This window comes from Nocardiopsis baichengensis YIM 90130, from assembly GCF_000341205.1.
Lineage (GTDB): Bacteria > Actinomycetota > Actinomycetes > Streptosporangiales > Streptosporangiaceae > Nocardiopsis_A > Nocardiopsis_A halophila.
Genome location: NZ_ANAS01000012.1, coordinates 81,137 through 101,673, shown reverse-complemented (window position 1 = coordinate 101,673; position 20,537 = coordinate 81,137). Strand labels below are relative to the sequence as shown.

Annotated in this window: 19 protein-coding genes and 1 CRISPR repeat array; of the genes, 10 read left to right on the top strand and 9 right to left on the bottom strand. The window is 72.3% G+C overall.

The window, feature by feature from the left end:
- Nucleotides 1–83: 83 nt before the first annotated feature.
- The 6 genes from C892_RS0111455 to C892_RS0111430 all read left to right on the top strand — a co-directional run bounded on the left by C892_RS0111455 (nt 84) and on the right by C892_RS0111430 (nt 6,456).
- Complete coding sequence (locus tag C892_RS0111455; protein WP_017536963.1) at nt 84–1,007, top strand: cation diffusion facilitator family transporter; 924 nt, start codon at nt 84–86, stop codon at nt 1,005–1,007.
- A gap of 360 nt (nt 1,008–1,367) precedes the next feature.
- On the top strand, nt 1,368–2,630 hold the full coding sequence (nhaA, locus tag C892_RS0111450; RefSeq protein WP_026124300.1) for a Na+/H+ antiporter NhaA: 1,263 nt from the start codon (nt 1,368–1,370) through the stop codon (nt 2,628–2,630).
- A 160-nt stretch (nt 2,631–2,790) separates the two neighbouring features.
- Nucleotides 2,791–4,191 carry a TrkH family potassium uptake protein gene (locus tag C892_RS0111445; protein WP_394296674.1) on the top strand — a complete coding sequence of 467 codons (1,401 nt, stop codon included), beginning with the start codon at nt 2,791–2,793 and terminating at the stop codon, nt 4,189–4,191.
- A gap of 20 nt (nt 4,192–4,211) precedes the next feature.
- Nucleotides 4,212–4,880, top strand: coding sequence for a potassium channel family protein (locus C892_RS0111440; RefSeq protein WP_017536966.1), 669 nt, complete (start codon nt 4,212–4,214; stop codon nt 4,878–4,880).
- A gap of 77 nt (nt 4,881–4,957) precedes the next feature.
- Entirely contained in the window at nt 4,958–5,986 is a 1,029-nt protein-coding gene (locus C892_RS0111435; RefSeq protein WP_017557300.1) for a metal ABC transporter substrate-binding protein, read from the top strand.
- A 236-nt stretch (nt 5,987–6,222) separates the two neighbouring features.
- On the top strand, nt 6,223–6,456 hold the full coding sequence (locus tag C892_RS0111430) for a DUF397 domain-containing protein (protein WP_017536968.1): 234 nt from the start codon (nt 6,223–6,225) through the stop codon (nt 6,454–6,456).
- Nucleotides 6,457–6,776: 320 nt separating this feature from the next.
- Here C892_RS0111430 and C892_RS0111425 read toward each other — a convergent pair whose 3' ends face one another.
- The 4 genes from C892_RS0111425 to C892_RS0111410 form a co-directional block, all read right to left on the bottom strand.
- A complete protein-coding gene (locus C892_RS0111425) occupies nt 6,777–7,646 on the bottom strand; it encodes a Sco1979 family transcriptional regulator (protein ID WP_017536969.1) in 870 nt (289 codons plus the stop codon).
- Between the two features lie 207 nt (nt 7,647–7,853).
- Nucleotides 7,854–8,399 (bottom strand): ATP-binding protein, encoded by a 546-nt coding sequence (locus tag C892_RS0111420; protein ID WP_040685384.1) that lies wholly within the window; start codon nt 8,397–8,399, stop codon nt 7,854–7,856.
- Between the two features lie 247 nt (nt 8,400–8,646).
- Entirely contained in the window at nt 8,647–9,408 is a 762-nt protein-coding gene (locus C892_RS0111415) for a glycerophosphodiester phosphodiesterase (RefSeq protein WP_017557298.1), read from the bottom strand.
- Nucleotides 9,409–9,942: 534 nt separating this feature from the next.
- Nucleotides 9,943–10,707, bottom strand: coding sequence for an amidohydrolase family protein (locus C892_RS0111410; RefSeq protein ID WP_017557297.1), 765 nt, complete (start codon nt 10,705–10,707; stop codon nt 9,943–9,945).
- A gap of 327 nt (nt 10,708–11,034) precedes the next feature.
- On the opposite strand from C892_RS0111410, the gene fabG reads away from it, so the two are divergent.
- From fabG to C892_RS0111395, 3 genes are read left to right on the top strand one after another with little or no spacing between them, the layout of a single operon-like run.
- Nucleotides 11,035–11,796, top strand: coding sequence for a 3-oxoacyl-ACP reductase FabG (gene fabG, locus C892_RS0111405; RefSeq protein WP_017557296.1), 762 nt, complete (start codon nt 11,035–11,037; stop codon nt 11,794–11,796).
- 37 nt (nt 11,797–11,833) lie between these two features.
- Nucleotides 11,834–13,039, top strand: coding sequence for an acyl-CoA dehydrogenase family protein (locus tag C892_RS0111400; protein ID WP_017557295.1), 1,206 nt, complete (start codon nt 11,834–11,836; stop codon nt 13,037–13,039).
- Entirely contained in the window at nt 13,036–14,229 is a 1,194-nt protein-coding gene (locus C892_RS0111395; RefSeq protein WP_017557294.1) for an acyl-CoA dehydrogenase family protein, read from the top strand. Before C892_RS0111400 ends, C892_RS0111395 begins: the two co-directional genes overlap by 4 nt.
- Before the next feature lie 801 nt (nt 14,230–15,030).
- On the opposite strand, the gene C892_RS0111390 is transcribed toward C892_RS0111395, so the two are convergent.
- The 5 genes from C892_RS0111390 to C892_RS0111370 all read right to left on the bottom strand — a co-directional run bounded on the left by C892_RS0111390 (nt 15,031) and on the right by C892_RS0111370 (nt 19,101).
- A complete protein-coding gene (locus tag C892_RS0111390; protein ID WP_017557293.1) occupies nt 15,031–16,065 on the bottom strand; it encodes a threonine aldolase family protein in 1,035 nt (344 codons plus the stop codon).
- Between the two features lie 43 nt (nt 16,066–16,108).
- Entirely contained in the window at nt 16,109–17,002 is an 894-nt protein-coding gene (locus C892_RS0111385; protein WP_239647352.1) for a serine hydrolase, read from the bottom strand.
- Nucleotides 17,003–17,228: 226 nt separating this feature from the next.
- Entirely contained in the window at nt 17,229–17,828 is a 600-nt protein-coding gene (locus C892_RS0111380; protein WP_017557291.1) for an energy-coupling factor transporter transmembrane component T family protein, read from the bottom strand.
- On the bottom strand, nt 17,825–18,547 hold the full coding sequence (locus tag C892_RS0111375; protein ID WP_017557290.1) for an energy-coupling factor ABC transporter ATP-binding protein: 723 nt from the start codon (nt 18,545–18,547) through the stop codon (nt 17,825–17,827). The genes C892_RS0111380 and C892_RS0111375 overlap by 4 nt, the downstream gene beginning before the upstream one ends.
- A 20-nt stretch (nt 18,548–18,567) precedes the next feature.
- The gene (locus C892_RS0111370; RefSeq protein WP_017557289.1) at nt 18,568–19,101 is read right to left on the bottom strand and encodes a biotin transporter BioY; all 534 of its coding nucleotides are present in this window, start codon (nt 19,099–19,101) and stop codon (nt 18,568–18,570) included.
- 415 nt (nt 19,102–19,516) lie between these two features.
- On the opposite strand from C892_RS0111370, the gene C892_RS31275 reads away from it, so the two are divergent.
- Nucleotides 19,517–19,903, top strand: a complete 387-nt coding sequence (locus tag C892_RS31275; protein ID WP_152513379.1) for a hypothetical protein — start codon at nt 19,517–19,519, stop codon at nt 19,901–19,903.
- 7 nt (nt 19,904–19,910) lie between these two features.
- Nucleotides 19,911–20,427: direct repeats of the CRISPR family, unit length 29 nt; unit sequence CGGTCCATCCCCGCGCCTGCGGGGCTCAC.
- Nucleotides 20,428–20,537 lie beyond the last annotated feature (110 nt).

The following is a 20,537-nucleotide window of genomic DNA, read 5'->3' as shown; positions in this document are numbered from 1 at the left end:
CTGTATAGACAGCCGGGGCTGTATAAACAGTGAGGGCTGAACCGTCGGCGGCGCACCGCCGCCCCGCACCGCCAGGAGGCGCCATGGGAGCCGGACACGGGCACGGACACGGGCACGGGCACGCCACCGCCGGCGGTGCGCACCGCGGACGCCTCGCCCTGGTGCTGGGGCTGATGCTCGCGGTCGCCGTGGTGCAGGTGGCCGGTGCCGCCCTCTCGGGCAGCCTCGCGCTGCTCGCCGACGCCGGGCACACCGTCACCGACTCGGCCGGGGTGATGCTGGCGCTGTTCGCGGTCTGGATCGCCGCCCGCCCGCCGGACACCCGGCGCACCTTCGGGCTGCAGCGCGCCGAGGTCCTGGCCGCCGCGCTCAACGCGATCCTGCTGTTCGTGCTGTGCGCGTTCATCGCCTACGAGGCCATCGAGCGCATCACCGAGCCGCGCGACGTCTCCGGCCCCGGGGTGATGGCCGTGGCCGCGTTCGGGCTGGTGGTCAACATCGCGGCGCTGCTGGTGCTGCGCTCGGGGCAGCGGGAGAGCCTCAACGTGCGCGGCGCCTACCTGGAGGTGATGGGCGACGCCATGGCCTCGGTCGGCGTGATCGTGGGCGGCGCGGTCATCTGGGCCACCGGCTGGTCGGCGGTGGACACGGTGATCTCACTGATCATCGCCGCGATCATCGTGCCGCGCGCCTGGTCGCTGCTGCGCGAGTCGGTGCACGTGCTGCTGGAGGCGACGCCCCGCGGGGTGGACCTGCAGGACGTGCGCGCGCACATGCTCCGCCAGCCCGGCGTCATCGACGTGCACGACCTGCACGCCTGGACCATCACCTCCGGGGTGCCGGTGCTCTCGGCGCACGTGGTGGTCGCCGACGGGCACCTGGCCGACGCCGGGCGCATGCTGGACGAGCTGCACGCCTGCCTGGACGGCCACTTCGATGTGGAGCACTCCACACTCCAGCTGGAACCGGCCGGCCACGCCGACCACGAGGGCGCCCGCCACCCGTAGGGCGCTCACGGCGGGCGCGGGCGCGTCCACGGCCGGGCTCCCCCGCGTGTCGGCACCGCTCACGGGCCGCCTCCGGGGCCCCCGACACTCCCGGGAGCCCCTGCGCAGGTCCGGTGGTCGGCTCCGCCGGATCCGATGAGTATCCTCGACGGGGTCGGGTCGACGGTGCCCCGTCCACGGCAGGCCCCATGCGGCCCGGCTTCTGCGCGGCGCACGCGCCCCGCGGACCCTGGGGCGCGGCAGTCGCCCGCGGCCGAGGCAGCCCCCCGCACGGCCGCCGGTCCACGCGACCGGTTCCGGGACGAGTGCCGGCACCCGCCGCAGAACGACAGCCGAGCCGGTTCGGGGGGAGCGCCAAGCATGGCTTCACAACGCCGCGGCCTCAGAGGGGCCGCCGACCTACTGCGCGAGGACGTGGTCGCGGGGTTCCTGCTGATCATCGGTGCGGTGGTCGCGCTGGTGTGGGCCAACTCCCCCGCGGGCGGCGCCTACGAGGCCATCCGGGACTTCACCTTCGGCCCCTCCGGCCTGCACCTGGAGCTGTCGGTGGAGGCCTGGGCCTCCGACGCCCTGCTGGCGGTGTTCTTCTTCATCGTCGGCAACGAGCTCAAGCAGGAGTTCGTCCACGGCGAGCTGCGCAACCCCCGCCGTGCGGTGCTGCCCATCGTGGCCGCGCTCTGCGGCATGGTCGTGCCCGCGCTGCTCTACACCGCGATCAACCTGGGCCGCCCCGAGGCGCTGCACGGCTGGGGCATCCCGATGGCCACCGACATCGCCTTCGCCGTGGCGGTGCTGGCGGTGATCGGCCGCTACCTGCCCCCGGCGCTGCGCACCTTCCTGCTCACCCTGGCCATCGTCGACGACCTCGGCGCGATCGTGGTCATCGCGATCTTCTACACCGACCACGTCTCCTTCGGCCCGCTGCTGGGCGCCATCGCGCTGCTGGCGGTGTTCGCCTACCTCCAGCGCGGCGTCGGCCTCGCCGCCCGGCTGAACACCTCCCGGCTGCCCAACTGGACCCTCTACCTGCCTCTGGCCGCCGCGATCTGGATGCTGGTCCACGCCAGCGGCGTGCACGCCACGATCGCCGGGGTGGCCATGGGCATGCTGATGCGGACCGTGGCGCAGCGGGGCGAGACCGAGTCCCCCTCGCACCGGGCCGAGCACCTGATCCGGCCGTGGGCCAACGGGATCGTGCTGCCGGTGTTCGCGCTGATGTCGGCCGGGGTGGTCTTCACCGGGTTCGGCACCATCTTCGCCGACACCGCGGCGCTCGGCGTGATCATCGGCCTGGTCGGCGGCAAGCTGATCGGCATCCTCGGCGGGTCGTGGGTGACCACCAAGCTCACCTCCGCCGAGCTCAACCCGTCGCTGAGCTGGATCGACATCGCGGGCATGGCGATGCTCGCCGGGATCGGGTTCACCGTGTCCCTGCTCATCACCGAGCTGTCCTTCCCCGGCGACCCGCACATGATGGAGGACGCCAAGTCCGGCGTCATCATCGCCTCGCTCATCGCCACCGTGCTGTCCACCTGCGTGCTGGCCGTCCGCAGTGCGCACTACCGCCGCCTGGGGACGCGCACCGCCGGGGGCGAGGGGCGGGCGGCCCTTCCGGGAGAATGACGGCCGGGGAGTGGGACGGGCGCCGGGCGGCCCGACACGCGGGGGCGAAGGGCCCGCTTCCACCCCGGACGCGGTTTCATAGGACACTGACCGTCGGAACGGACGGGCTCCGCTGCGGGCCGACGGCAACGCGTCACCAGGACGGAGCTGCGAAGCGAGCATGCCACGCAAAGCGTTCGCGTCGGGGTTCGCCGACGAGAGGCGCGTGAGCGCCAAGCGCGACGACCCGCTGCGCAGCCTGTGGAAGCGCCCGGCCAGCATCTTCGTGCTGTGCTTCGTGGCGGTGGACCTGCTCGGCGCCGGCCTGCTGATGCTGCCGGCCGCGCACGCGCGGGGCTCGGGCCTGGGCTTCGTCGACGCGCTGTTCACCTCCACCACAGCCCTGGCGGTGTGCGGGCTGAGCGTGATCGACCTGGGCGCCGAGCTGTCCGTGTTCGGCCAGCTCGTGGTCCTCGTGCTGATCCAGATCGGCGGGATCGGGATCATGACGCTGGCCTCGGTGCTGGGCGTGGTGGTGATCCACCGGTTCGGGCTGCGCATGCAGCTGAGCGTGCAGGCCGAAACCCGCGCCCTGCAGGTGGGCGACGTGCGCGGGGTGGTGGGCCGGATCGTGCTGGCCAGCCTGCTGTGCGAGGCCGCCGTGGCCGCCGTGCTGGTGCCGCGGTTCTGGCTGGAGCACGGCATGGCGCCGCACCTGGCGCTGTACCGGGGCGTGTTCCACTCGGTGTCCTCGTTCAACAACGCGGGCCTGTCGCTGTTCACCGACAGCCTGACCCGCTTCGCCGCCGACCCGCTGGTGGTCCTGCCCGCCGCGCTGGGCACCGTGCTGGGCGGGCTCGGCTTCCCGGTGCTCCTGGAGCTCCGCCGGCACCTGCGGCGCCCGCGCAAGTGGACCCTGCACACCAAGCTCACCGTGGTCACCACCTCGCTGCTGTTCCTGATGGGCGCGGTCGCGGTGACCCTGCTGGAGTGGAACAACCCCGCCACCCTGGGGCAGATGAGCTGGTGGCAGCGGATCCTGGACGGCACCTTCCACGGCGTCATGCCGCGCAGCGGCGGGTTCAACGTGATCGACGTGGGCGAGATGAACCAGGCCACGCTAATGGTCGTGATGATGCTGATGTTCGTGGGCGGGGGCAGCGCCGGGACCGCCGGCGGGATCAAGGTCGCCACGCTGGCCGTGATCTTCCTGGTGGTCTGGGCCGAGATCCGCGGCAACCCGCAGGTGCACGTCTTCGGCCGCAAGCTCTCCCCCGGCGTCATCCGCCAGTCGCTGAGCCTGCTGTTCCTGTCCATGACGGTGGTGGTGCTGTCCACGGTGGCGCTGCTCGCGGCCACCTCCTACGACCTGGTGCGCATCCTGTTCGAGGTGATCTCGGCCTCGGCCGTGGTGGGGCTCTCCACCGGGATCACCCCGGACCTGCCGCCCGCGGCCCATATCCTGCTGGTCGTGCTGATGGTCGCCGGCCGGATCGGGCCGGTGACCTTCGCCGCGGCCCTGGCCCTGCGCGAGCGGACCAAGCGCTACGACCTGCCCGAGTCGCGCCCCATCATCGGTTAGACGAGCAAGGAGAAACGGCAGTGCCGCGCACCAAGACCAACGACAAGCGCGTCCTCGTCATCGGACTGGGGCGGTTCGGCAGTTCCCTGGCCCTGGAACTGGTGGCGCACAACTGGGAGGTCCTGGGCATGGACTCCAGCCCCCGGCTGGTCCAGGCCTACGCCGAGTCGCTGACCCACACCGTGGTCGCCGACGCCACCGACGAGGAGGCCCTGCGCCAGATCGGGGCGCACGAGTTCTCCCGCGCCGTGGTGGCGATCGGCACCCACCTGGAGGAGAGCATTCTGGCCGCCTCCCTGCTGGTGGACATGGGCGTGCCGCACATCTGGGCCAAGGCGGTCAGCCGCCGGCACGGGCGCATCCTGCAGCAGGTGGGCGTACACCACGTGGTACTGCCCGAGCACGACATGGGCGAGCGCGTCGCACACCTGGTCTCCGGCCGGATGCTCGACTACGTGGAGATCGAGGAGGGGTTCGCGCTGGGCAAGACCCGGGCCCCGCGCGAGGTCATCGGCCGGCGCCTGGGCGACACCGGGATCCGCGCCAAGTACGGGATCACGGTGGTCAGCATCAAGCACCACGGCGAGCAGTTCACCTACGCCACCGAGAACACCGTGCCGCAGAAGGGCGATGTGATCGTGGTCGCAGGCAAGACCGACGACGTGGAGCGCTTCGCCGAGATCAACTGAGCCGCCGCGGGTCCGGGTGCGGACCGGACGAACCACCCAAAATTGACAACCATTTTCATTTTCCCGATCATCGTCCCATGGGAACCAGGACGACGGTCAAGGTGGTGGCGGCCGGAGCGGCCGCCTCGGTCGCACTCGCCGGCTGCGGGGGCACGGACGCGGGCGGCGGGGGCGGCGGAGGAGGAGGAGGAGGGGCCGAGGTCACGGTCGTGACCGGCGTCTACCCGCTGCAGTGGCTGGCCGAGGAGGTCGGCGGGGACCGGACCTCGGTCTCCAACCTCACCGAGCCCGGCTCCGAGCCGCACGATCTGGAGCTGACCGGACGGCAGACCGGCGAGGTCTCCGACGCCGACGTGGTCTTCTACATCGACGGCCTGCAGCCGGCCGTGGACGACGCCGTCGCCGAGGTCTCCGACGGCAACGCGCTCGACGTGGCCGACCTGGTCGAGCTGCGCCCGGCCGAGGCCGACGAGGAGGGGCACGAGGGCCACGACCACGCCGAGGAGGGCCACGCGCACGAGGACGGCGAAGAGGAGCACGCCGGGGAGGGGGAGCACGCCGAGGGCGACGGCCACGACCACGGCGACCACGACCCGCACATGTGGCTGGACACCGGGCGGATGGCCGACACCGCCGACGGGCTCGCCGACCGGCTGGCCGAGGCCGACCCGGACGGCGCCGAGGACTACCGCGCCAACGCCGAGCGGGTCCGCGGCGAGCTGGAGGCCATCGGCACCGAGTACGACGAGGGCCTGGCCGAGTGCGACGGCCGCGAGATGGTCGTCAACCACACCGCCTTCGGCTACCTGGCGGCCGAACACGACCTGGAGCAGATCGGCATCTCGGGCCTGTCGCCCGAGACCGAGCCCTCCCCCGCCCGCATCGCCGAGGTCGCCGAACTGGTCGAGGAGCACGACGTGTCGACCGTGTTCACCGAGACCCTGGTCAGCCCGGCGGTCGCGGAGACCATCGCCGACGAGGCCGGGGCCGGCACCGCGGTGCTCGACCCGCTCGAGGGCATCACCGAGGACTCCCCCGGCGACGACTACCCCTCGGTCATGCGCGCCAACCTGGAGACGCTGAGCGAGGGTCTGGGCTGCTCCTGACCCGAACCGCCCGACCCGCCTCGCCCCGGGCCCCGCCGCGATCCGCGGCGGGGCCCGATTTCATGCAATCCCGCTCGTCGTGATTGCAGCTGCTTACAAGCCGCCTACATCCGGAGAAAGCGCCCCACACAGGAGATGCACGTGCGCTATCCTGATCAAAGTACGGTGCTAATGCACGTGCATCGACACTTGCACAGCGCCGCGCACACACAAGGTTGAAGGAGGAACGCAGCATCATGAGCGCGTACAACGGCATCCCCGCAACCGAGCTCACGAGCGCCGCCTGGCAGAAGAGCCAGCGCAGCAACTCCCGCGGCTCGTGCGTGGAGATGGCCAAGCTCCCCGACGGCTCGATCGCGGTGCGCAACTCCCGGTTCCCGGGCGGGCCGGCCCTGCTCTACACCCAGGCCGAGATCGACGCCCTGATCCTGGGCGCGAAGGACGGAGACTTCGACAACTTCCTGAGCTGAACGGCCCTGAAGGGCCCGAGACCGAATGCGGCCTCTCCCCGCAGGCCGCTGAGGGAGCTCCGGACGACCAGAGACAGGATTCGGGGGACGGAGCTCCCCGACCCCTCGGCCCCGTCCCGACGCACACCGGGACGGGGCGCTCTGCACTTCGGTGCCCGCCGCCCGTGGGTCCGGGCGGCGGGCACCGCCGTCATCGCCAGGGTCCGGCCGCGTTCGCGTCTCAGGCGCCGCGCCTTCCGGGCGCCCGGTTCACAGAGCACATCAGAGCACACCGGTCACAGGCGCCCCTCGGGTCCGTACTCCAGAAGCCGCGAGGAGGATCAGAACTCGTCGACCATGTCCTTGAGGATCTCCTGCGTCTCCGTGGGAGGGCAGGCGATGACGCTCAGCTTCTCCATGGCCATGGTGTAGGCGTCGACCTCCATCCTCTTGTCGAGGCAGAGGGAGCCGGTCAGGTGCTCGACGTAGACGATGTCGGACAGCTCGAAGTCCGGGTAGCGCAGGATCGAGAAGGATCCCGCCTCGGCCGCGTGCACGCCGGCGCTGAACGGGACGATCTGCAGCGTGATGTGGGGGTGGTCGCACGCCTCCACCAGCCGCTGCATCTGGCGGCGCATCAGCTCGGGGCCTCCGACGGGGCGCCGCACGGCGGCCTCGTCGAGGATGGCCCACAGCTTCACGTTGGGCTCGTCGAGCCGGCGCTGGCGCCGCATGCGCACCTTCACCCGGTCCTCGGTGGCCTGGTCGGGCAGGCCGACGCCGCCGTTGATCACCGCGCGGGCGTACTCCTCGGTCTGCAGCAGGCCGTGGATGAACTGCGCCTCGTACACGCGGATGCGGCTGGCCGCCTCCTCCAGGCCCACGTAGACCTGGAACCAGTTGGGCAGCGCCTCACCGTACTGCTGCCACCAGCCCGGCTTGTTGGTGTCGCGGGCCATCTGGCCCATGGTGCGGATGAGGTCGCGGTCCTCGACCCCGTAGAGCACGAGCAGGTCCTCGACGTCGCGGGCCTTGAAGCCCACGCGCCCCAGCTCCATGCGGCTGATCTTGGACTCGGAGCCGCGGATGTGGTGGCCCGCCTCGCCGCGCGAGACCCCGGCCTTCTCGCGGTACTTGCGCAGTTCCGATCCGAGCAGCATACGGCGCACGGTCGGACCGGCGCCCTGCTTGATGCGCGCGATGCCGCTCATGACCGCTGCCTCCCCAGACCTGGCCGTCCGGCGCCGCCCTTCCCGCGGCCGCGGGGCGGCCGGGCGCCGTGGAACTCACTCGTCCATCCCCCCACGATAGCGCCGCCGCACGCAGGTGTTCGGTCGGCGCGGGGCGGATCCGCCCACAGATTCCGAGTGTGGCGGGCATCACCGCGGGTCGGGGCGGGGGTAGGGAGGAGGGACGGCTCAGGCGAACAGCGCCCAGACGTACTTGCCGCGCGGCGGGGCCAGGACCACGCCCCACTCCTGGGAAAAGCACCCGACCAGGTGCAATCCCCTCCCCGTCTCCAGAAGGAGGTCCGGCTCCCGGGGGGACGGGACCCGGACGGAGGGGTCCTGGACGGCGCACACCGCCTGCCCCGCACGGCGCAGGAGGCGGACGCGGATAACGTTCCCGTATCCGTACGAAGCGGTCTGGGCGGGCAGTCCGTGCCGGACGGCGTTGGTGACCAGTTCGGACAGGACCAGCTCGGCGTCGCCGACGAACCCGTCCATGCCCCACACCCCCAGGACGCGGGCGCCGAGTTCGCGTGCGGCCCCGGGCGCCCCGGGGGCGGCCGGCAGGTCGAAGGCGACGTCCGCGCGGCCGCGGGCGGCCTCCACCGCGATGCTCGCCGCCGGCTCGCCCGAGCGGAGCGCCCCGACCCACCAGTCGGCGGCCCCGAGCTCCCTGCCCGCCGGCGCCGTCTCCGTGCCGCCCGGTCCTGCCCCTTGCCGTGACGGTCCGCTCACCGCGATCCCCTCGCAGTCGTGTCGAGTCCCGAGCTCCATGGCCGGTCCCGGCCGAACACACCGGACACCGGCGGCCGAGGCGCTCCGCGCACGGCCCAAATGCACGTGCATCTTCCTCATGCACGCATCCTAGGACACCGGCCCCGCGGGGACAGGGGATTCCGATAGTTCAGACCCGAACTTTCTCCGACGCCTCTTCCGGTCCAGGTCGGAGGGGGCGGAGGGGACCGCAGAACGGGCCGGGGCCTCAGGCCGCCAGCAGATCCTGCCCCGACACCCGGTCGGGATAGTCGGTGATGATGCCGTCCACCCCGTCGCGCACCAGGCGGCGGATGGCGCCGGGGTGGTTGGCGGTCCAGCCGAACATGCCCAGCCCCTGGCCGTGCACCTGGCGCACATAGGGGGCGGTGACCCGCAGGTGGTGGGGGTGCACCTGGCGGGCGTAGCGGGCCAGGCGGCGCAGCCCGAGCCGCCCGTAGGGGCGCCCCAGCGCCGCCGTGCACAGGCCGGGCAGGGCCTCGGCGAGGACGCGCAGCACCACCCAGTCGAAGCTCTGCACCATGAGGGTGCCGTCCCGGCGCGCGCTGCGCCAGTAGGGGTCGTGCGCGAGGAAGTCGAGGATGCGGGCGCACAGGAGCGGGTCGCGGCGCTGGACCTTCAGCTCGACCAGGGCACCGCAGCCGGTCTGGCGCAGGACGTCGAGGGCCTCGCGCAGGGTGGGGACGCGCTGGCCGGCGTAGCGGTCGGCGAACCAGAACCCGGCGTCGAGGGTGCGGATCTCGGCCAGGGTGAAGTCCTGGATCCGCCAGGGGCGCCGGTCCGGGAAGCGCAGCACGGCGTCGGTGGTCCGGGCCAGCGTGGGGTCGTGGACGACGACGAGCTCGTCGTCGGCGGTGCGCCGGACGTCGATCTCGCACATGTGCGCCCCCAGACGCGGCGCGGCCTCCAGAGCGGCGAGCGTGTTCTCCGGCGCGTACGCGGAGGCGCCGCGGTGTGCGACGACGATCACCGTCCACCCACCCCCGACCTTCTCCGCGAATCCGAACTCGTAGCGTTACGATACCTGGATTCTCAGCCGAATTTCGTCACCGCACGTAGTCGCCAGTGGCCCCTACCCGCCGGGTGGTGCCACCCCCACGGCGACGGTGGGGAACACCCCTCCGCGTGAGGGGCGCGAGCGAGCGGCCGCCATCATACTGCTACCGAAAGTAATTGGGGGCGAACCCGGAGTTTCCCCCGGGCGACACGGGAGCGACCCCCGGGCAGGCGGGTACCGGTGCCAGGGAGCGGGAACATCACGCTGCGTGATGAAGCGGCGTGCCGAGAAGGGGGCGTCCGCCGCATCCGGCCACCGGGGGGTGAACCTGCCGTCCCGACCCGCCGGAACGCATCCGGCGCCGCGGCGACGGCCGACGGCCCCCGCATCGCACTGAGAAGGCCGCCATCGCCCGGACCCCTCAGAGCCCCCGCGAAGGTCACACGGGCCGCGCACGGCCCGTGCAGCGCGTTCAGCGGGCTCTGAAGCCCCTCCCCGGCTCAGGGCTCAGGCCACATGCGCGCGGGAAGCGATCCCGTAGAACTCGCGGGCGTTGGTCGTGAAGGCGCGCTCGGCCAGGTCCTCGCCGAGCGCGTCGGCGACCAGGTCGGCGTCGGAGTCGCGGAAGGGGCGGTCGGCCCGTGTCGAGGGCAGGTCGGTGCCGAACATCAGCGCGCCCGGGTTGACCCCGGCGATGGCGCGCAGGGCCTCGGCCACGTCCATGTCGACCCGGCCGAACCCGGTCGCCTTGACCCGCGCCCCGGAGGCCACCAGGTCGAGCAGGGCCGGCAGCCCCTCGGCGGACAGGCCCAGGTGGTCCACGGCCACCCGGGGCAGCGGGGAGATCAGCGAGGAGATCTCCGGCAGCCGGCGGGAGTCGACGTAGAACTCGGCGGGCCAGCCCAGCAGGTCGGCCGCGCGCAGGCCCAGCTGGACCTGGGCGTCCAGGTCCCGGGTCATGCCCCGGTGCAGGTTGAAGCGCAGGGCCCGCACCCCGGCCGCGTGCAGGTCGCGCAGCTGGGAGTCGGAGGTGTCCGGCGGCAGCTGGGCGACACCGACGAACGTGGGCCCCAGCTCCCGCAGGGCGGCCAGCAGGTGGTCCTGCACGGTGCCCTGGTAGGACCCGGCTACCACGGCACCGCCGGTGACGCCCAGCGGCGCGGTGCGCTCCCTGTAGTCCTGGACGGTGAACGGCTCAGGGGTGAACCCGTCGTTGGCCGCCGTCGGGAAGCGGGGGTCGATGATGTGCAGGTGGGCGTCGAACAACGCCATCGCCTTTCAGCCGGGGATGCGGTGCGGGCGGCACGGGGTGGCTGACCGCCCTGGCGCGGCCCGTCGGCGCGCGGGTCCGCCGCTTCCACCGTAGCGCCCGCGGTGCGCCGGGTGCCGCCGGAGCGGCGCGGACGTGCCGCCGCGCCCGCCGAATGCGCAGGTGGGATCCGCGGCACCGACGCCGATTCGCGCCCGGTCGGCGCGGCGGCGCGATCTCGGTCACGCAACCACCGGGGCCCCCACATACCACTCGGTCGGTCGGCCCGGATAGGATCGCCTCGGATGTGTCCTGGACCACTCGACACCAGTCCCCACTAGGAGGTTCCCATGGCCGAGACCCCCCGTCGCGTCGCCCTGGTCACCGGCGCCGCCCGCGGCATCGGCGCCGCCACCGCGCGCCGCCTGGCCGCCGAGGGGCGCGCCGTCGGCGTCCTGGACCTGAACGAGGCCGACGCCAAGCGCACCGCCGACGCCATCACCGCCGACGGCGGCGAGGCGGTGGCCGTCGGCGCCGACGTCTCCGACGCCGAGCAGGTCGAGCGGGCGGTGGCCGAGGTCGCCGAGCGCCTGGGCCCGCCGACCATCCTGGTCAACAACGCCGGCGTCATCCGCGACAACCTCATCTTCAAGATGAGCGAGGACGACTGGGACACCGTCATGAACGTGCACCTGCGCGGCGCGTTCCTGGTGACCCGCGCCGTCCAGGCCCACATGACCAAGGAGGGCTTCGGGCGCATCGTCAACCTCTCCAGCAGCTCGGCCCAGGGCAACCGGGGTCAGGTCAACTACTCCGCCGCCAAGGCCGGCATGCAGGGCTTCACCAAGACCCTCTCCATCGAGCTGGGCAAGTTCGGCGTGACCGCCAACGCGGTGGCGCCCGGGTTCATCGAGACCGACATGACGGCGTCCACCGCCGCGCGCGTCGGGGTGGACTTCGACGACTTCAAGAAGGCGGCGGCCGACTCCATCCCGGTGCGCCGCACCGGCCGCCCCGAGGACATCGCCAACACCATCGCGTTCCTGACCGGCGAGGAGGCCGGGTTCGTCTCCGGCCAGGTCATCTACGTGTCCGGCGGTCCCCTGGACTGACGCGCCGTCCCCACCCCAGCGGTCCCACGGAGGTTTCATGTCAACGGTCACCGAAGGGGCGGCGCTGGACGCCGCCGAACTGCGGCGGCGGGTCGCCGGATTCGTCGCCGAGCACGACCCAGCGACCACCGGGCAGAAGGAGTTCCTGGCCGCGCGCTTCGACGCCGGTCTCGCCTGGGTTCACTTCCCCGAGGGCGCGGGCGGCCTGGGCGCGCCGCGCGCGCTGCAGTCCGTCGTCGACGACGAGTTCGCCCGCCTGGGGGCCGCCCCTGAGGGCCGCGAAGGACTGGTGATCGGCCTGGGGATGGCGGCGCCGACCATCCTGGCCTTCGGCACGCCCGAGCAGCGCGAGCGCTTCCTCAAGCCGCTGTACACCGGCGAAGAGGTGTGGTGCCAGCTGTTCAGCGAGCCGGGGGCCGGGTCGGACCTGGCGGCGCTGGGCACCCGGGCGGTGCGGGACGGCGACGCGTGGACGGTCAACGGCCAGAAGGTGTGGACCTCCCTGGCCCACCAGGCGCGGTGGGCCATCCTCGTCACCCGCACCGACCCGGACGTCCCCAAGCACGCCGGGATGACCTACTTCATCTGCGACATGCAGGCCGAGGGCGTCGAGGTGCGCCCGCTGCGGCAGATCACCGGCGAGGCCGAGTTCAACGAGGTGTACCTGACCGACGTGCGCCTGCCGGACTCCCTCCGGCTGGGTGAGGTCGGCCAGGGGTGGAAGGTCGCCCAGACCACCCTGATGAACGAGCGGGTGGCCATCGGCGGCCAGCCGGACCCGCGCGAGGGCGGGCTGATCGGGATCGTCGCCGACCTGTGGCGGAACCGGCCCGAGCTGCGCACCTCCGGCGCGCACGACGCCCTCATGCGGCTGTGGGTCGAGGCCGAGGCGGCGCGGATGACCAAGGAGCGGCTGCGCCAGCAGCTCGCCGTGGGGCAGCCGGGGCCGGAGGGGTCGGCCGCCAAGTACGCCTTCTCCCGCCTGAACCAGGAGATCTCCGGCCTGGAGCTGGAGCTGCTGGGGCAGGAGGGGCTGCTCTACGACGACTGGACCTTCCGCCGCCCTGAGGGGGTGGCCTTCACCAAGCGCGGGGCAGGCTTCCACTACCTGCGCAGCAAGGGCAACTCCATCGAGGGCGGGACCACGGAGATCCTGCGCAACATCATCGCCGAGCGCATTCTCGGGCTGCCCGCCGAGCCCCGGGTGGACAAGGACGTCGCGTGGAAGGACCTGCCGAAATGAGCACCGGAAGCAGCACCGGAAGCACGGAGACGGGCGAAGCCGCGGTGGACCTGCTCTACGGCGAGGTCGAGGAGGAGCTGCGCGCCAGCGTGCGGGCGCTCCTGGCGGACAAGTGCCCGGCCGAGGCGGTCCTGGCGCGGGTCGAGACGGACGGGGTCGCCGACGGCGCGCTGGCCAAGGAGCTCGCGGGGCTGGGCGCGGTCGGGCTGCCGCTGCCGGAGGCGCTCGGCGGGGCCGGGGCGTCCTGGCGTGAGGCCTCGGTGGTCGCCGAGGAGCTGGGGCGGGCGGTCGCGCCGGTGCCGTTCCTGGGCAGCGCGGTGCTGGCGACGGCGGCGCTGCAGGAGGCCGTCGCCCTGGCGGAGAAGGGCAGCGCCGGGGTCGAGGCCGACACCGACGCAGGGCCCGAGGCGCTGCGCTCGCTGGCCACCGGCGACGCCTGGGGCGCGCTGGCGGTGCCGCTGGCCACGGCTCCCCCGGTCGGGGCGGCGTTCCCGGCGGCCGTTCGCGCGCAGGGCGGGCGGCTCACCGGGACGGTGGGGGGCGTGGTGGACGCGCTCCCGGCCGACCTGCTGCTGGTGCCGGCGCTGGGGCCGGGCGGGTCGGAGCTGTACCTGGTGGAGGCCGGGGACGCGGAGGTGAAGGGGCTGACCACCCTGGACCTGACGCGCCCGCTCGCGGACGTGGAGCTGGACGGCGCGCCGGGCCGGCTGCTGGCCTCGGGCGAGGCGGCGGAGCGGGCGGTGGCCCGCGCCCTGCGGACGGGCGCGGCACTGCTGGCGGCCGAACAGCTGGGGACGGCGGAGTGGGCGCTGGAGGCGACGGTGGCCTACCTGAAGACCCGGACCCAGTTCGGGCGCCCGGTGGGATCCTTCCAGGCGCTGAAGCACCGTCTGGCGGACCTGTGGGTGTCGATCGCCCAGGCGCGGGCGGTGGTCCGGGCGGCGGCCGACACGGCGGGCGAGGACACCGAGGAGGCGCGGATCAACGCGTCGATGGCCCAGGCGTTCGTGTCGGGCGTGGCCGTGAAGGCGGCGGAGGAGGCGGTGCAGCTGCACGGCGGCATCGGCTTCACCTGGGAGCACCCGGCCCACCTGTACCTGAAGCGCGCCAAGAGCGCGGCCATCGCCCTCGGCACGGCTGACCGCCACCGCGCCCTGCTGGCGGGCCTGGTGGAGCTGCCGTCGGCGTAGGGAGTAGTCCCGTTGCCAGGGGCGGCGAGAGCAGCGAGAGCAGCGGGGGTGCCGCGCCATGGGAAGTCGTTCCCTGGCCCCGGCACCCCTGGCTGCTTTCCGGGTCGTGTCGAATGAGGACAGGACCTGTCCCTGGCGAGTGCGCGAAGAATCGCTTTTCGGTAACGTCGCACATCCACGCAGGTCAATAAGGGAAAGCCCCGCAGACGCGGGGATGGCCCGCACCGGCCGGGGCCGGGACGGGCCGCAATCGCGAAAGCCCCGCAGACGCGGGGATGGCCCGGCCTTGCGGGCCTCTTAGTGGGTCGTGTCCGTTGGAGTGGTGAAACCTTCGGCCGCGTCCTTGTGAGCGGTGCGACCGCTGCAGCGTGACCGGCGGCCCCGCCCCGGGTGCGCGCCCCCTCACTTCTTGCGGTTGATCTCGGGGAAGTCGGGGTAATACTCGCCGGTATTACCCCGACTTCCCCGAGATCAACGGGGGTGTCGATGCGGGCGGCGGGCAGTGCTCCCGGGGGCGGCTGGGGCCCGGAGAGCGCCACCACGCCATCGGACACGACCGAGTGGTGGGCTTCCATGGCGAAAACCCCGCGGACGCGGAGATGGCCCGGGATACGACTGGCGCTACCTCGACAAGGAGGTGAAAGCCCCGCGGACGCGGGGATGGACGCATCTCGCCGACCCATGGGGATGTGGCGCGGGGAACGCCTCGCATGCGTAGGGATGGCCCCTGACAGGAGCCGATCCAGCCGAGGCATGGTAAGCGCTGGGGGCCTTCGTACGGCGCCCCAGCGTTGGTCATCGTCAGGCCTTCAGTGACTCGGCCGCCTTCGTGATCCTTGCCCCCGCCTCTCCGATGTCGGATTCGGCGATGTCCAAGTGAACGACCATGCGGACCGTGTCCGGGGCGATGGCGATGCACGCCACGCCCTGCGCTCCCGCCGCCTCCACCAGCTTCGGCGCCTGTCCCGGCTCGGTCTTCGCGATGACCATGTTCGTCAGCGCCTCCGCCGACAGCCCCGGGGCCGCGCTCAGCGCCTCCGCCAAGCGCTGTGCCCGCGCGTGGTCGTCGGCCAGGCGCTCCAGGTGGTGGTCGAGCGCGTACAGCGCACCGGCCGCGATGATGCCCGCCTGCCGCATGCCCCCGCCGAGCAGCTTTCTGGCCCTGCGCGCGCGGCGGACGGTGTCGCGATCCGCCGCCAGGGCCGCGCCCACCGGGGCACCCAGCCCCTTCGAGAAGCAGACAGTCACCGTGTCCGCTCCCTCGGCCGCCTCGGCGAGGCTCACGCCCAGCGCGGTCGCGGCGTTCCACAGGCGAGAGCCGTCCAGGTGGACCTTCAGCCCGTGCTCCCGCGCGAAGGCGGCCACCCTCCTCTGGCCCTCCAACGGCATGACGCGCCCGGTGAAGGTGTTCTCCAGGGAGATCAGCGCCGGCTGAGCACGGTGGACGTCGTCCGTCCCCTGGATCAGCTTGTCCAGCCACCCCTGTTCGGGCGCGCTCTCCGGACCGCTGAAGGTCCGGGGCAGCAGGCGGGACAGCACCGACGTCCCGCCCTGCTCATTGCCGAGGATGTGCGCCAGCTCGTGCGCCCAGATCTCCTCGCCGCTCCGTGCGGCCAGATAGGCGGCGATCTGGTTCGCCATGTGGGCCGATGGCGTGTAGAGCGCCGCCTCCTTGCCCAAGAGCTCTGCGGTGCGCTCCTCTAGGGCCCGGACGGTCGGATCCTCCTCGAACACGTCGTCGCCGACCTCGGCCTCGGCCATGGCGCGACGCATCTCGGGGGTAGGGCGGGTCATCGTGTCCGAGCGCAGGTCGATCTCGGGCGCGTTGGCGGGCATGGGTGTCTCCCGTTCCTTCGCGGTGGTCACTGGATCACCCTAGTCAGCCGACGCCCACCGGCCCCCGTGGGGCCTGGCCGGAGATGTCCTCGCTCATGGCGTCGACCACGGAGACCGCCACGTGCTCGGTGCACTCCACCCCCTGCCCGTATCCGGGATGGCCGGCGGAGAGCACCGCGACCAGGTACACCCGCCCGTCCTCGGCGACGATCCGTCCGCTGCTGTTCACCGCCCACAGGCCGCCTTCCGACTCAAGTGGCACCCACCCGTTCTTGACCTCGGCCTCGCCGTCCCTACCGGCAGCGGACACGCCCCACGCCTGCTCCGGGGCGACGCCGGAGAGCAGCTCCCGGACGGTCGCCCGGGAGTCGGCGTCCAGGGGACCGTCACCCGCGTAGACGGCGCGCAGCAGGGTGATGCGCTCGCGCGCGGTGGTGGAGGTGGCGCCCCAGCGGCCGCCGGGGTGGGGTTCGGTGTCGACGAGCGCCAAGCGGTCGCGTCCCTCGTCGAAGCCGGGGACGAAGCCGATGCGGTGGAAGAGGTCGTCGGCGGCCTCGTTGTCGCTGTGGCGGATCATCTCCTCGGCCAGCGCGCGCTCGGAATCGCTGAGTTCGCGCTCCTCGTCCTGGGCTTGGAGGAGAAGGACGGCGAGGATGTCGAGCTTCACGACGCTGCCCGTCGTGAAGGCCTGGTCGGAGCGGTAGCCGTACACGGCACCGGTCTCCAGCTCGACCGCGGCGGCGGCGAAGTCGCCCTTGATTCCGGCCCGGTAGGCGTCGAGGTCGTCGGTGAGGTCGTGGACCATTGCGTCCGACAACGAGAAGGCCTCGCCGTCAGGAACCATCCACGGCGGAACGAACGGGGAGGGCTCGTCGACCGCCGGCGCGACGGACGCGCGCGCGGGAGGCGGGTCGAGGGCTGCGGCCAGGGGCGCCACCAGCACAGCCGAGGCCGCGGCCGCGGCCCATTTCAGTACCGCTGCGCGACCGGGTAATAGGCGGGCAATGCGCCGTGAATCCGCATAATCCATAGCGATGCGGGGTCAATGCTGGCACATCCGACTGTTGATGATTCATACCCGCTCATATCGATTGGGATAACCCTGGGGAAAGGCCGGGGCACCCCTCCGGCAATCAGGTGTCCTCGAGACCTCCGCGAAGGGATCAGTCCACGCCGCGGGCCGTCATCGCCTCGCCCGTGGCCTCCGCGGTACGGATCATGCCGACGATCACCGGGACCACGATGAGGTGCGGCCACGGCCGGAGCCCCCGCGCGGCACAGGCGTCCTTCGACGTCTGCCAGGCCGCGGCGACCATGGGCACCGACCGGATCGTGAGGGCGAGCACGAGGGCGACCCGGTCGGGGCGGACACCGACCCGGGAGAAGGGGCGGGCGAGGCGCTCGAAGAGGTCGAGCATCGCACTGACGCGCGTGGTGAAGGTGACCAGTCCGGAGGCGAGCACGGCGGCGATCAGCAGGAGGCAGGCGCGCAGGGCCGCCCAGAGGTCGCCGGCCAGTGCCTGGAAGAGCGCGATGGCGACCAGGAAGGGCAGCAGCGGCAGGAGCATGCGCAGAGCGCGGCGCAGTCCGAGGCCGGAGGCGGGATAGGCGGCCAGGCATCCGAGGCAGGCGGCGAGGCCCGCGCGGTGGTCGTCGAGTGCGATGAGGAGGGAGACCAGGGCGAGGAGGCCGAGGAGCTTGGCCCCGGCCGGGAGGAGGTGCAGCCGCGACCGGCCGGGGACGTACAGCCCGAGGGCGTTCACACCGCACCGCCCTCAGCGCGCGCTCGGTCCGCCCCTTCTTGTCGGGCGTCCATGAGGGCGGTGTAGTGGCCGATGGCCGCCTCGGGAGCGCCGTCGAACACGACCCGGCCGCCGTCCATGACCAGTACGCGGTCGAAACCGTCGAGCATGTCGAGCTGGTGGGTGAGCAGGACGAGCGGCTGCGGAAGCGCGCGCAGGGTCCGGCCGATGACGCGCGCGTTGTGCATGTCGAGGAGCGTAGTGGGTTCGTCGCACACGAGCACGTCGGGTTCGGTGACCAGGACCGAGGCGAGCGCAAGCATCTGCTTCTGGCCTCCGGAGAGCAGGTGCGCGGGGTGGTCGCGGTGGTCGATCAGGCCGTGGCGGCGCAGGACTGCGTCCACCCGGCGCCGGGTCTCCTCTGGGCCCAGGCCGAAGTGGCGCAGGCCGAGCGCGACGTCCTCTGCGACGGTGGGCATGAGGATCTGGGCCGAGGCGTCCGAGAAGACGAACCCGACCCGGCGGCGTGCGGCGTGCGGGTCACGGCGGGTGCCGCGGTCGTCGACGAGCACGCTGCCGGAGTCGGGGACGACGAGGCCGTTGAGGGTGCGGGCGAGGGTGGACTTGCCCGAACCGTTGGCGCCGATGATCCCGACGCGGTGTTCGGCTAGGTCGAGGGTGATGCCGTCCAGGACCGTGCGGCCCTCGTAGGCGTGGGTGACGTCGCGGAGTCGGATCATCGTGGATGCCGGTGCGGGGCTCATCCCGCGGTCGTGGACTCGGTGGTGCGGGCGTCGGCCGGGCGGGTGGTGCGACGCCCGGCCGGCGGGACGGGGTAGGCGCGGTGCACGGTGGAGGCGACCGCGGCGGCGAGCGCGGCCTTGGCAAGGTCGCCGGGGAGGAAGACAGCGGCACCGATGATCCCGGCGATGAGGGGGTCGCCGAGGTAGAGGGCGCTCCAGGGGACGCCGACGAGGTAGATGACCCCGATGCCGCCGGTGATGTTGATCAGGAAGCCGGGCCAGAAGCGGTAGCGGCGCATGAGGGACTGAGTGAGCACGCCGATGACCAAGGCGCCGAGGACCCAGCCGAGGAGGTAGCCGCCGCTGGGGCCGAGGAAGGGTTCGACGCCACCGCGCCCGCCGGGGAGCAGCGGCAGTCCGGCGAGGGTGAGGGCGAGGAAGGTGAGGACGGAGAGCGTTCCGCGCTTGGCGCCGAGGAGTGCGGGCGCGAGCATGACGGCGAGGGTCTGCAGGGTGATGGGCACGGGGCCGACGGGGATGGCGAAGGGCATGCTGAGCACGGCAAGCAGGGCGGCGAAGACCGCGACGAGCGCCAGATCACGAGCGGTCAGCCCACGCCGCCGGGGGCCACGGTGGGCAGGGGTGTGCGCAGGGGGTTCAGCCATGGATCCGTCCTCGGTCCGGGGTTGATGGGGCGTGATCCATTGTCTGTTTTGTCGCCCTGAGTCCCTCTTGTGCCGCCCCACAGAGTTCACTGCGGCGTGTTTGTCGAGGGCCTCTCTGGTCCGATCCGTCCCCGCCCTGCGGGGCTCACAGACCGGCGCCTGGGCACTGATGAGACAGCGCCGCCGGGCCGCGAAGCGCACAGGGCCCAGGCTTCCCAGGGCCGCGCAAGCCGCGGGCGCAGTGCGGGATCCCTGCCCTGACCCGTCTTTCGTGCCTTTTCGCGCGGTACGGTCTGGTGCCATGCCCACCGAATCCGACGATCCCGATACGCTCCGTGCCGAGTTTCGACATCGCCTGCGCCTTCGGGTGCGCGCATTCCTCCTGATGGCCCTGGCCAGTATCCCTATGCTGGTCCTGCTTGTGTGGTCACCGGGTCGGGATCTCGACTCGCAGTTCAAAGCCGAAGCGCCCTGCGAGTCACCTGTGGCCTCGCTGTTCAGTGATCGTGACTGGCGCTCTCAGCCCGAGGGGTGCGCGGGAGCCCGTGCCCAGAACACCGCCTGGGCGGCATTCCTGTCCATCCCTACGTTCTGGGCTGCGCGCCGCTGGGTGCGGATCTACTGGGAACATCCGCCTCCCACCTCTGCCGAGTACGTGCGGATCTACACCGGCGCCTCTCCAACCTGACACGGCACAATCCATCCCCGCGCCTGCGGGGCTCACGGAGGCGGTGTCCTGGATCCGGCGCCAGACCTCGGTCCATCCCCGCGCCTGCGGGGCTCACCACTCCTCGTAGGGGTCACTCATCATGAACTCCGGTCCATCCCCGCGCCTGCGGGGCTCACCCGAGGTCACGGGCCTCTAAGGGGCCGAGGAACGGTCCATCCCCGCGCCTGCGGGGCTCACAGCCCGTAGAGACGACAGATCAGGTCTGCATGCGGTCCATCCCCGCGCCTGCGGGGCTCACGTCTGCACCTCGATGTGCAGCGGCTCCTGCCCCGGTCCATCCCCGCGCCTGCGGGGCTCACTCCACGGCGGCCCCGGCGGCGGGTGAGGCTGCCGGTCCATCCCCGCGCCTGCGGGGCTCACTACCGACTGGCCGTTAGCTGGTTCCCCGCCCCCGGTCCATCCCCGCGCCTGCGGGGCTCACAAGATCGTGCAGATCGCCCAGCGCAGCGACACCGGTCCATCCCCGCGCCTGCGGGGCTCACCCTTTGTGAGCTGGGTTGATGGCGGACGTTACCGAAAAGCAATCGAAGTCGCTCCCTCTTGGGACAGGTCCTGTCCTCAATTCCCCTCCCAAGTCTCAGGCCGATGGAAG